The following is a 12,174-nucleotide window of genomic DNA, read 5'->3' on the forward strand; positions in this document are numbered from 1 at the left end:
AAGCAGTACTAATCGTATTTGATTTTAAAACAATGGCGAAACCGTATTACCAAGCACCATTTGATTTTAAGCGTTTTTTTGAGAAAAAAGAGCTTAAAAAACTATCGCTCCAAGATTCTATTTCTCAGTTCATAAGTGTTATTATAACCACCTATTTTGAAGAATATACTTTTGATGAGCAGTTTGGCAGTGAAATATGGGAAACAGATTTTGACCTTTTAGTCAATACCAACGTTCTAAAAGAAAGAATCAAAAAGTCATTGACCAAACAAATCAAAACCTATGAAAAACGTTTGTCTAACGTAGACTTGAATATTGAATTGATGGAAAGCCTATCATCAAAGACCAATAAGGTACGTTTAAAAAAATACCTCTATATAACTATTAAGGGAACCATTGTAAAAACAGATGAACCTTTTACGTTCAATGGAGATTATTATTTAGCTCCTTTATCCTATAAATAGATACCACACAGTAAATGATAGCGAAAAATCCAAATTCAATTATCAGCCAAAAACGTAACTAAATGAAAAGCCTTACAAAAGAAGAAATAAAAGATAGGCTTATTCGCAGGGCCGCAGATCATTGGGGTGTGGACGATATGGAAATAGAATACTCCTTTGATCCTATTGTGGGTATTCTTTTTGATGCCTGTGCACATGAGTTTGAACGTATTTCAGATACCATAAAAACGAGCCGTACCAAAGTCACGGAACGTTTGGTAGACCTCCTTACCCCAGAAATATCAGTAACCGCTAAGCCAGCGCATGCCATTATGCATGCCTTGCCTATTGATGATAAAATGGTAATCAATGAACGAAGCCAGTTCTTTCACCGAAAAAGAATGCCCTTGTTCAGAGATAGCGGAAAGGAAGATTTTAAGGATTTTTTCTTTTGCCCATCGGGTGAATTTACCGTAAACAACTGCGAACTAAATTATATTGCTTATCCCAATAAAGTGGTCTCGCACCAAAATCACCGGACCACACCTTGGCTTAAAAGTTCCGATTTTGAAGGTAGCACAGAAAACTCGAGTATTTATATTGGTATAAAGCCCGCCCCTGGTGTAAAAACTCTTGATGATTTACTGTGTTATTTTGACCTTCTAAATTTTGCAAATAAAGAGCTTTTGGTACACCACCTAGGTATTGCGGACTGGTCTATAAACGGGGAATCATTAAATGTATCCAAAGGGTATGCCCAGCGAGAAATCGTTAAAGACGATTATAGCGCCTACATTAACGAAAGCATTCAAAGTAAGATTCAATTTTACGAGGAATACGTAAGAGAGTTCTATAGAAATCATTTTTACACCGTAGAAGGAAGTATTGACATAAAAGGAAAGCTAAAAAAATACCCTGAAGCTTTCAAGGCCTTCATGAAGCAAAAAGATCTTGATGCTCTTACTACTCCGCTGTTATGGATTAAAATAGAATTTTCTACAGTGGTTTCTGCCGAAATGCTGGACAACCTACATTTTCACGTGAATTGTTTTCCTGCGTTGAATAAGAAATTGCACAATGTTAATAAAAGGCTACAGCCCAACTTTAATATCATTCCATTGGAATCTGGAGACGATTTCTTTCTAGATGTCCAAAACGTACTGGGTGATAGCGGAAACGAATATTATGTTCGAGATAGGAACAAAAAGGATGATGCAAGACCTCAAGCCTATTTGCGTTATGGTGGTGTGAGCAGATTTGACGAACGAGATGCTTCGGAACTGTTAAATTACACGCTAGACCTACTTAAAGAAGACAGCGTAGCTTTTTCGGCCATGGGCGATGATTTTATCAATTCAAACTTAAAAGACCTTAAACAGATTGTTTCACGGATTGAGCAACAGATAGAACTGCGCAATTTCAGAAAACACAAAATTCCTTATTTAATAGTAAACCGAAATAGTGTAGAGAAGAATAGGGACAAAATTGTCTTTACCGATTATTGGACGACTACAGGGGAAAAAGCAAACAAAATAAACCCTTACAGTAAATTGTTTCAGTACTCGGGAACCGCTTTTAAACCGGATACATTAGTGTTTATAACCGGTAGCTTGGGCGGTCATGACGAACCCAACCCTAGCGAGAAGATTTATGCCTACAGGGAACAGATTTTATCAAGAGGACGTATTATAACACGGCAGGATATTATACACCATTGCTATGCCGTCTTTAAGGATGCCATTAAAAAGGTAACCGTAGAAAAAGGAGTTATGGTTTCACAGAACAACAGCGTAGGCTATACCCCCACCACTGATATTCATATAACCCGGAGTGCAGATGCGGATTATAGCGAAACAGATTGGGAGCACTTGAAAAAGGAGTTACTTATAGGAATAAAAACCAGATCGGCCAATGTTTTGCCTTTTCGGGTTTTCTATACCTAGAAATATACAATAAGCCAATCTCCGTTTACGTTGAATATTGGTTAGTAAGATAAATTTATTGTTCTTTTCTGTTTAATATGTTACTAATTGGTGTTTGGCCAAAATGGGCAAGCCTGTAAAAAATGACTTGAAAATCAGTTGCATATTCAACAGTATTTTCGGTTCAAATAATAAAAAATAATGGGATTTCTTATCTCAAAAATCAATATATACAATAAACCTTGTACGAAATACCGTTCATCGAATTCAATTCTAATTTTTTGGTAGCCCGTACAATTCTAAATATCTTAATCAGCTTAAAAACCTCCGCATGTCTAAAATTGTTGATATCAAGCTTATTTTAAACGGTAACGCTTTTCTTCCAAATTCGGGCTATTCCGTTTCCGTAGAACAGGCCATTGGCGGCCATAGCACTTTTCGTATCGCTTTTCCAGCGCATGCCACGGAGACCTATGCAGGCCCCCTTATGAAAAATGCCTTGGGCTATATCGGCAAGAAAATGTCTATTGGCCTAAATGCGGGCCAAATGGAGTTTACGGGTATTGTCACCAACGTAGACCTCCAAAAAGGAAACGGTGCAGCGGGCACCCTGGTAATTTCAGGGCATGGACCATCAGTTCTACTAGCTAATTCGGCGCAATGCTTAAGCTACGAAGAGGGCACATCCTTATCTCAAGTGGTAGAAGACACCCTAAAAGGACATTCCACCGATATTCTTAAAAAAAGCATGGGAACGGGAACGGATTTTTCGCTCCCCTATACCGTTCAATACAATGAGAGCGATCTCTCTTTCTTACAAAGGCTCTGTAGCCGTTATGGAGTTTGGCTATACCACAACGGCAGGAATTTTTGTGTTGGAAAAGCCGATAATACCACGCTTAACGGTGTTTACGGAATAGATGTACTCTCTTTTAATTTATCCACCTCACTTAAAGAACAAATTTTTGATATTAAGGGACACGATTGGGTAAACGACACCTTTTTGGAGGCTAGTTCAACTTCCCACGCGGCCAGTTCGTCCCACCCTTATCATGCATCCGTAAAAGGTGAATCCGATACTTTGTTCAATAAGAAAAGTAGTTACGACTACACTATAGGCCAACATGAGTATAGTGCTCAGGGCGGTTTGGATACCGCTGCCAGAGTAAACACCTTGGGGCGGGCATCAGGTATGGTTACAGCTTCCGGAACCTCCGAACTTGTAGCATTGCGCGTAGGTGATACGCTTTCATTAAAAGGCCTTAATTTCTCGGACCCGAAAAAACAGGATCCTTACGGATCTTACGATATTATAAAAGTAGTGCACCGTTTTGACCATAGCGGACATTACAGTAATTCTTTTGAGGGCGTACCAGAAGGTACGGAACACCTACCCTACTCCAACAGTTTTGCAGCACCCCGATCGGGCGCGCAAAGAGGTTGGGTATTGGACAATGCAGACCCGGAAGGACTGAGCCGTATCAAGGTACAGTTCCCTTGGCAAAAACCCATGGGCACCAGTACCCCTTGGATCAAGATGGTCACACCCTACTCAGGTAGCGATAAAGGCTTTTACTTCATCCCCGAAAAGGAGGAAGAAGTCTTGGTTGGCTTCGAGGCCGATAATCCTGAAAAACCCTTTGTACTCAGCGCCGGTTTTAACAGTAGTGCCAATAGCGGTTTTGCAAATGCCGACAATAACATCAAGGCCATCAAAACAAGAAGTGGGCATACCATAGAACTGAACGATACCGATGGAGGGGAGAGTATTACAATCACAGATAAGAATGAGAATATCATCAATATAAATACTGCCAGTAATGATATTACTATTTCGGCACACAATGATATTTCGATAACTGCAGCTGAAAACATGACTTTGAATTCCAAAAACATGCAGATTAACGTTGAGGAAAACCTAGACATTAGCGTAGGGGCCAACAAGACCGAAAGCATTAACGAAGGCTACACCTTAATGGCCAATACCGAAGAACACCAAATTGGCGAAGACATTAAAATCATCAGCAGCTCCTACAAGCAAGAGGCCCAAGAAATTTCTACGGACGCCAGCGGCGGGATAACAACCAATGCCGGTGGTAAGATTACCATTGCAAGTGGTGATTCCATTGAGTATGGGGAGTAGCAAAACGCCCAATTAGATGACAAAAAAGAATTTTATAAAAAAAGGCGCCTTAGGCGTTTTTATTCTAGGCTGCATATGCCTTGCAGCTTGCCAAAGCAATCTGTTTATGAACAAATATGAATACACCTCTGGTATAACGGCGGCACGTTTTTATCCTGCCTATATTATAAATGGTAGCTTCTACTATCCTGGGGGCAGCGTATATATACCAAATAATCGTGTCTTAAGTTTGGGCACTTGGGGAATGACCAGTACCACACATGTTAGCGGTGAGGATTTTAAGCCCGTACCCGACTCCTTTAGCATTAGTTGGCTATGCTTGGCAGAAAGGCAGTCCTACACAGGAAAGTTCCAGTTACCCTCAGAAAAAATTGATTCCCTGTTCAAGACAGGTTATAAAAATCGTTTAAATAAACAAGAAACCTATGATGAACTGATAGTTGGTGTAGCTCCTGGCGGCGTAGCAGTGGTATGGATATCCGGAGGCGACCTAGAACTGGAGATAGGACGCTACCAAGCGGAAAAAATACCGCCTATCGACATCAAAAGGTATATGCCCTCATCCGATTATAAGGACACCGACGACTTCATAGATTTTCAGCTATCGACATTGGATGAAACCGCCAAAGCGGCCTTGGATGTAAACAATATTCCCTTTGGGCAATGGGACAAATGGAGAAAGCGCTACACATGGCACCCGATTTTTAAATTTAACAATGATAATCAAAAGTTCTTAGATTTAGTGGTTCGATATTATAACGGTGAGCGTTTTTTTATAAAAAAACCGAACCCCATACTGACCGAAGACAGGAGCTGGGGAGTGCCCAAATATATAAAACCGAATTGGTATGCAGCTGACACCCTTTACGGAGCCATTATAGAACTGGACGAAACGGAAACCTTTGAGGCCTTCCAACATATTTTCGAGCAAGAAAACAGCGCTCATCCCCAGTTTATGGTGGAAGTCGATAAATACAACTCCGAAATCAAGGTTTACCTGAAAAACGAGGCCCAGACCATAGAGCTTGTCAAGGCCCGAAAAAATGTATATCTACAACGGTAATAAAATAGTCTAAAATGAGTCAAATAGGATTATCATCACAAAGTGTAGGTGCGGAAGAAGTTAAAAATGTCTTAAATGGCATAGAGGTTCAAACCGCACCGGTACATGTAGGCGACTCCGACTATGAGGAAATGATAGAGGATGATGCCATAAATATAACCATTGGGGTATTTTTTGACGGTACCGGAAATAACCGTAAAAACACGAAGGCTAGAAAACTATATGAAGAAAGGGAAAACGGAAAACAACTGGGTGAAGATAAAAATGAGATAGCCGCTAAGTATCGCAAATTTGATATTTGGTCCTCAGGTGTAGATATTTATAAAAATAAAGGGTTTCATAAGAATAGAACCGGTAGTTACGAAAATGACCTGAGCAATGTTGCCAGGTTAGAGCAATTTTATGAGGATACCGACAAAGGGAAAAATTACTTTGAAAAAGTCTATATAGAAGGTATTGGCACTACCGATTACGAAGATGATGACATACCGGGCATGGCCACAGGCATGAGCGCTTTATGGAAGTTCTATAACACGGGCATTAGGGACAAGGTCGAAAAAGGCTGTGAAAAATGTGGCAAACTAATATCAAAAAAAATTACGAAAAATATCAATCATTTGACCATTGATGTTTTCGGTTTCAGCCGTGGTGCTGCAGCGGCCCGTAATTTTCTTCATGAAATACATAAAAAGAAAGGGGACTTCAAGGAGCTTGTAGCACATGCGGGAACCACTCCTATGACACCCTATTCAACAATGATAACCTATTCCGAAGAAACATATAAGGCAGATGGTGGTTTTTTAGGGGAATTTCTTGTAGAAAACAACATAAAGGTAAAAAATGCCACAATACGTTTTGCTGGACTTTTTGACTCCGTAGCCTCCCATGGCCTTATTCAAAGTAACGATGTTAAAGACCTAGGTTTGAGCGCCGTTAAACATGCTCAGCACACCTTTCACTTGGTAGCAGCAGACGAACATCGTTTTAAATTTAGCCTGACCGATATTAGCAGTGCTGGAAGTAAAGGAGTCGAAAAATACTTGCCTGGGGTACACTCAGACGTTGGTGGTTGCTACGAGCACAATAAACCCGAAGAGAATATATTTTTAAACTTTGCCACCTCTAGCTCTTCAAGTCAAAAAAGGTTTAAAAAAGACTATGAATACCTCCAAGAACAAGGATGGTATGATAAAGAACAACTAACTATTCGAGAAGAAATTTTAGATTTAACCACCTTACTCGGTATCAATGACGACTCCTGCAAAATCCTATATGGAAATAGGGAAAAAATTAGTAACAAATACAGTTATATCCCCCTACATTTTATGGGAAAACAACTTTTTGACAAAAAAGTTTTCAAAGAAGATAACTTAACACAACTTAAGAAAGAATTTAAATTTTCAGATGATCCTGTTCTTGCAATGGCAGAAAAACGATTAAGAGAGTATGTTTTTGAAGGTGGCAAACCCTTAGATTTTTATGGCAATGAGGAAGACCGGAACATTTTATTATCGTTACGTAATAAATATTTCCATTTTTCAGCTCAATACTTTCATAATATGGACAGCATAGGAATGCAACCAGAGTGGAGCGGTAGCTATAGAGCAAGGGAAATTTATTCTGATACTGGTAGAGCTCCTAAAATGGTTCCATTACAATATTATGAGTTCAGACACAAAAAAGTAAAAACAGAAAACCAAAAATATCAAGGAAATAAAACTATTTACCAAAAGCAAATAGATGAAATACAGAAAGTACCTGAAATAACCCCACTTAATAAGTTTATTCCGAGAAATTAAAAACTCAACTATAGCTTTTGAAATAGGAGCAAACCAGTAAAAAAAAATTGGACATTTGCTAAATCTTCATGACGAAACTAATAAAAATTTATGTTTCTAAAAAAATTAGGGTTTGTATGCTTCTGTTTAATTCTTGTTTGTTGTAAGCAAATAGGAAAAGATAAGAGAACCCTGAACTTAGAAGCATCAGCTTTAAAAACATTTGAATGGCTACCCACCGAATCTGCCCCTAAGCATTACCCTATAGGAATTTATCAAGGTAGTTTTATAGCCGAGAACGATGACTATATTATGATTCCCAGTGGTGGTGTGGTTTCCAACGGCTGGGGAAACTTTGGCTCTACTTGGGTCACCGGGCCTAATTTTAAGCCCGTTCCTAATAAATTAAAAATAATTTGGATATCCTATACTGAAAATCAATTTTATTTTGGAGATTTTAATTTGCCCAAAGACAAAATAACAGGACTGTTTGAACAAGGATATATAGACGAACAAGGAAAACCACAAACTTATGATAACTTAACGGTTGGTTTGGCCCCGGGAGGTGCTGTATCCGTTTGGATTATGGGTGCGGGTGCCAGTGTAGAAATAGGGCATTACCAAGCGATAAAAACAGAAGTGGCCATGGGAGATTTTTCACCTCATTCCTCTATGAGCCGTGACGAATATGTACAAGATGTAAAAAATTATTTTTCAGATGAAACCAAAAAAGTCAGAGCCCAGGAAGGGATTCCCATAGGTAAATGGACGGATTACAGGCAATCCTTTCTTTGGAAACCTACTTTTAAGCACAAGGATGACGGAGTTCTTGTAGATTTTTCTAGTGAATTTTACAACGGCGAAACTTATCTGGTACGTGTGGACAACCCCATTCTAAAAGAATTTAAGCATTATCCCCCTTCTAAAAGTTTTTGGTTTCATTGGAAGGATAAAAACAATAATGGCTACGGTGCTAAAATAAAATTTGAGGAAAAAGAAATCTGGAATGCCTTTAAAACGGTATACGATAATCCTGAAACAACACAGGCAGACTTAGTTTTGGAAATCGATAAATACAATACTAGTTTGAAAATCAGCCTAGAGAGTGCCAATGACACCATTTTAATTGAAAAGGCAGCCATTAAAATGTATCCATCAAATTAAATATAACAGATTATTACAAAATCATTTAATGCTAAAAACCCAAACATCATACACATCTATAATAGAACTCAATGGAGAGTCTGTAGTACGTGGTTATACTGCTGAAATCAAAAATGTAGTGGCCAAGGGCAAAAAAACAGAACATTCGTGTGTAGTTCTATTTTTTACACTTCAATATCTTGGAACTACCGAAGAAGGTAATTTAAGATATAAAAGCAGTATACAACGTAGATTCTTTTTAGATGACAAAAACAGGCCGGTATTCAAACCTTCCAAGGCCCAAAAATTAGCGCTAAACGTTGCCAAGATCAATGATGAACTAATTCTTGAAGTCAGCAAAAACTATAAGTTCATAGGAATCATCAATATAGAGGATGTCCAAAAAAAATGGCATAAACTTAAGGGTATATTGCAAGATTCCTTTACGGATCTACACACTATTATCGGTGATTTTGATTGGCAGATGCAAACCGAGAACATTCAAAAAATATATAGAAACGATAACTTCTATAACTTCTTTTTTTCCAATTTTTTCTATCAGGAGTTCAATACAGAAAAATCTCTGAAACATAAAAAGATACTTAGTAACGGTATTCATAATCTTGATGTTCCAATACTGGAGCAAAAAACGATTACCCAACAAGATTTGCTGTTCCAGAACATAACTATTTCAACCTCGGCAGAACTGGACACCAAAGACAAATTATTTCCATTAGAGAAAATGAACGTGTTTCTCGGGGACCTGCTGGTGACTAAAGGCAGTAAGCATTCTTTGAATTTCAACTACGATGGCTTCTACAAGGTCAAACCCAGAATAGGTCTGATAACGGAGGGACATTTAACATATTCTTTCAGCATTAAGGATATCTATACAAAATCAACCACCATTAACTTTAATCTAGAGAAAGATGAGTAGTAAAATATATGTATTAGATGGTGCACTATTAGAATGTGACCAAGGCTTTACCCCTGCCAAGCTTAGGGTTACCGAAAATAAAAAAGTAAAGATTCAGGGTCAGTTCAAGGCTACGGATATGGATATTCAGATTCCACAGACCTTTGGCCAGTGCAAACTAAAACCTTCTGGTAGCAGTTATTTACCTTGCGTTCCCGCTCTACAGAAATGGACGAAAACCACGGAAAAAGCCACATTGGGCAAGACCAAAAAATTCTTGTTCGAAGATTCGGAGTGTATGTGCGCCACGGGGGGTATGGTCACCATATTACAACCCATGCAAATCAATACGGCCGGCAGTGTCATGGAAGAATTCAAAAATATAGCCATGACTATACCAGGAGCTATGTTGGGTAACGATAAATCTCCAAAGGTTTTAAAAAGCCATTGGATGAACGAAAGCGGAAAAGAAAAAATAGACAGTTTAGCCTATGGAGAAAAAGCTTCTATTTTTGTACAGACCGAAAATTTGGATCCCGGGGAAAATATCAAGATTTCCGTAAAAGAAAAAGAAGGGCAAACAATTGATGGTGACCGAGATACCATCGTGTTCTCCGGTACGGTCAAAGCCGATGGTACGGCCGATCTAAAACCTTTTGAAACCGCTGAAGATTGGAACGATGAAAAAACCGACAATGTATGAGCACTACAACAAACCAAGAAAGTAGGGACAGGGTACTTACCTTAGAGGTAGAAGCTGGCGGTAGAACTTTCGATTTTAGCAACCAAAAATTGCAAATGTCTCCAAAAGAAAATCCCGAAATTATAAAAGGCTATTGGAAAAAAGATAAAGCAGGAAATGAATTTATAAAAAAAGCGGTTCTGGGCGATACGGTATACTTTCATTTTACGACTAAAGGGTTAGAAGGTAAAGTGGTTAGTTTAAAGCTTTACGACCGTGATTTTTATTTAGGATTGGATTGGTTAGATCCAGATGACAAAAAATTTCCTGTAAGAGAAATAATAAAGACTGCTAGAATAAAAAATAACAGAGGTTTTGTTGAACTTTACTTAGATGAGGGCTGGGAAGGATTAATTGCTGACGATAAGAACTTTTTGGGATTCTCTAATGAGCAAATAGAACTATATTGGGAAGTTACTTATGAAAATAAATATAAAACAGAACTTCCTCATAAGAAAGAACATTATCTACTAGTTGAACAAAATGATAGGAGCCTCTATATTAAACCCTTTAAAGACGGGTATCATATGCCTGAGTTTTTTGATTATGACGGAAATCCTTTGGCGCATTTTCAACTAGATAAGAACAAGAGTATAGACCCACAATTTGAAGATGAAACTCAAAATCAAAAAGAAGTTTTAGAACACATGGGGGGAATCATTAAAGACCAAGCAATTGGAAGTACTACAGAGTTTTTAGAAAAAAAAATCAGTTCTGTGGCATTGGCTAGATTTGACAAAGCAACATTTGCCGCACAAAACACTCCGTATTCCCCAAATATTTTTAACGACATTTATACACAAGACCCAAAAATAATTGAGGAATTAAAACATCATGATTTTAAAAAATTAATTAAGAACAATGGCGTAAGAACTTTACAGTTTTATGGGAAAACCGGAGCAAAAATGAAAGTAGTAGGTTTTATGAAAAAAACAGGTGCTAATACTGGAACTGCAATTGATTTATTTGATTTATTTAAATTTGGTGTTAGCGATGGGTTGGATTTTGAGAACCCATTATCCTTTCCCGGTGTAGGAGGACTCGGACCTATTGGTGCAGCTTTCTCTTTATTAAATGGCGTTGCCGGTTTAATGATCAAACAATTAAAAGATGAAGATGATGCTACCTTAACTGCAGATATCCAAAGGCAAATTAATAAAGCGAAGTTTCAAGGTTTAGATGCCGCTATGGCAGAGGTAGGCAGTTGGTTCCACAGACTTAACAAATGGAAATTCAAATCAATTACGAAAAAGTCTGCCAATTTACTTTTAGAAGGAAAGTTTCGGAAAATGGACGAATTATTGGAATTTGATTACGAATTATATGATGAAAATAAGGATGTAACCTTACTTTACCGATCCGTACATAATAAAAATAAAGGCTATGAAATTGATATAATTGAAACTATATTTTTTGATATCTAATTTATAATCTTTTATGAAAAAAACAATCGTTTTAATAGTAATATCTATACTTACTGTCTGCTGTGATACATCCAAAGAACCAATTACTATAACTTTTGCGCCATCTACAGAAGATGTTTACTTACATTATAATGAGAGTTGGAATACGATATCAGCGGTAAGCATCCCATTTAATTTTGATATTGAAAACAATAGATTCAAAAAGGAACAACTGGTTCGCTTTTCTTACAACTACGGTAACACAATGGAAGGACAACCAGTTAGATTGTTCCTAAGAAAAGATAAAAGTTTTGAGAAATTAAAAAATTCTGAAGATATTTATATTGATCGTTATAAAACCAATCCGTATAGAGTCAGGACCAAACATTATGTGGATACCACAAAATCAAAACAAGCTTTTTTTGAGCCCTACATGAAAGATATACAGCGTTTAAATCAAGATAGCTTAAACATTGGTACTGTATCAGAATTGGAAGCTAAACATAAAGAACTGCTTGACAATCTTTTACAGAACGATAGTCTTTCCTTTTTATTTTTAGATGAAAACTCTGAAACTGGCTTTAGAATAAAGACTAAATCGGTAGAGTATTAAATGATTCC

At 37.7% G+C, this 12,174-nt stretch carries 10 protein-coding genes; all 10 read left to right on the plus strand.

Annotated elements, in window-relative coordinates; all coding sequences use genetic code 11:
- The first annotated feature begins 32 nt into the window (after window positions 1-32).
- The 10 genes from Q4597_RS07510 (at window position 33) to Q4597_RS07555 (ending at window position 12,166) form a co-directional block, all read left to right on the plus strand.
- Complete coding sequence (locus Q4597_RS07510) at window positions 33-464, plus strand: GPW/gp25 family protein (RefSeq protein WP_215439424.1); 432 nt, start codon at window positions 33-35, stop codon at window positions 462-464.
- Window positions 465-526: 62 nt separating this feature from the next.
- Entirely contained in the window at window positions 527-2,386 is a 1,860-nt protein-coding gene (locus Q4597_RS07515) for a hypothetical protein (protein WP_303405604.1), read from the plus strand.
- Between the two features lie 310 nt (window positions 2,387-2,696).
- Window positions 2,697-4,508: a type VI secretion system Vgr family protein gene (locus Q4597_RS07520; protein ID WP_303405606.1), complete on the plus strand. Its 1,812-nt coding sequence runs from the start codon at window positions 2,697-2,699 to the stop codon at window positions 4,506-4,508.
- 106 nt (window positions 4,509-4,614) lie between these two features.
- Entirely contained in the window at window positions 4,615-5,571 is a 957-nt protein-coding gene (locus tag Q4597_RS07525; protein WP_303405608.1) for a DUF2931 family protein, read from the plus strand.
- Window positions 5,572-5,585: 14 nt separating this feature from the next.
- Entirely contained in the window at window positions 5,586-7,370 is a 1,785-nt protein-coding gene (locus Q4597_RS07530) for a DUF2235 domain-containing protein (RefSeq protein WP_303405610.1), read from the plus strand.
- A gap of 90 nt (window positions 7,371-7,460) precedes the next feature.
- On the plus strand, window positions 7,461-8,513 hold the full coding sequence (locus Q4597_RS07535) for a DUF2931 family protein (RefSeq protein ID WP_289064271.1): 1,053 nt from the start codon (window positions 7,461-7,463) through the stop codon (window positions 8,511-8,513).
- 28 nt (window positions 8,514-8,541) lie between these two features.
- On the plus strand, window positions 8,542-9,429 hold the full coding sequence (locus tag Q4597_RS07540) for a hypothetical protein (RefSeq protein ID WP_289064272.1): 888 nt from the start codon (window positions 8,542-8,544) through the stop codon (window positions 9,427-9,429).
- Window positions 9,422-10,111 (plus strand): PAAR-like protein, encoded by a 690-nt coding sequence (locus tag Q4597_RS07545; protein ID WP_303405612.1) that lies wholly within the window; start codon window positions 9,422-9,424, stop codon window positions 10,109-10,111. Before Q4597_RS07540 ends, Q4597_RS07545 begins: the two co-directional genes overlap by 8 nt.
- Window positions 10,108-11,574 carry a hypothetical protein gene (locus tag Q4597_RS07550; RefSeq protein WP_303405613.1) on the plus strand — a complete coding sequence of 489 codons (1,467 nt, stop codon included), beginning with the start codon at window positions 10,108-10,110 and terminating at the stop codon, window positions 11,572-11,574. The genes Q4597_RS07545 and Q4597_RS07550 overlap by 4 nt, the downstream gene beginning before the upstream one ends.
- Before the next feature lie 13 nt (window positions 11,575-11,587).
- Window positions 11,588-12,166: a hypothetical protein gene (locus tag Q4597_RS07555; RefSeq protein ID WP_303405614.1), complete on the plus strand. Its 579-nt coding sequence runs from the start codon at window positions 11,588-11,590 to the stop codon at window positions 12,164-12,166.
- Window positions 12,167-12,174 lie beyond the last annotated feature (8 nt).

It is taken from the genome of Zobellia sp. 1_MG-2023, assembly GCF_030549125.1.
GTDB classification, from domain to species: domain Bacteria; phylum Bacteroidota; class Bacteroidia; order Flavobacteriales; family Flavobacteriaceae; genus Zobellia; species Zobellia russellii.

Excerpts from the sequence above, each read along its gene's own strand:
- Q4597_RS07515 (WP_303405604.1), top strand. The coding sequence starts at position 527 with ATGAAAAGCCTTACAAAAGAAGAAATAAAAGATAGGCTTATTCGCAGG.
- Q4597_RS07525 (WP_303405608.1), top strand. The coding sequence starts at position 4,615 with ATGAACAAATATGAATACACCTCTGGTATAACGGCGGCACGTTTTTAT.
- Q4597_RS07510 (WP_215439424.1), top strand. The coding sequence starts at position 33 with ATGGCGAAACCGTATTACCAAGCACCATTTGATTTTAAGCGTTTTTTT.
- Q4597_RS07555 (WP_303405614.1), top strand. The coding sequence starts at position 11,588 with ATGAAAAAAACAATCGTTTTAATAGTAATATCTATACTTACTGTCTGC.
- Q4597_RS07520 (WP_303405606.1), top strand. The coding sequence starts at position 2,697 with ATGTCTAAAATTGTTGATATCAAGCTTATTTTAAACGGTAACGCTTTT.
- Q4597_RS07530 (WP_303405610.1), top strand. The coding sequence starts at position 5,586 with ATGAGTCAAATAGGATTATCATCACAAAGTGTAGGTGCGGAAGAAGTT.
- Q4597_RS07540 (WP_289064272.1), top strand. The coding sequence starts at position 8,542 with ATGCTAAAAACCCAAACATCATACACATCTATAATAGAACTCAATGGA.
- Q4597_RS07550 (WP_303405613.1), top strand. The coding sequence starts at position 10,108 with ATGAGCACTACAACAAACCAAGAAAGTAGGGACAGGGTACTTACCTTA.
- Q4597_RS07545 (WP_303405612.1), top strand. The coding sequence starts at position 9,422 with ATGAGTAGTAAAATATATGTATTAGATGGTGCACTATTAGAATGTGAC.
- Q4597_RS07535 (WP_289064271.1), top strand. The coding sequence starts at position 7,461 with ATGTTTCTAAAAAAATTAGGGTTTGTATGCTTCTGTTTAATTCTTGTT.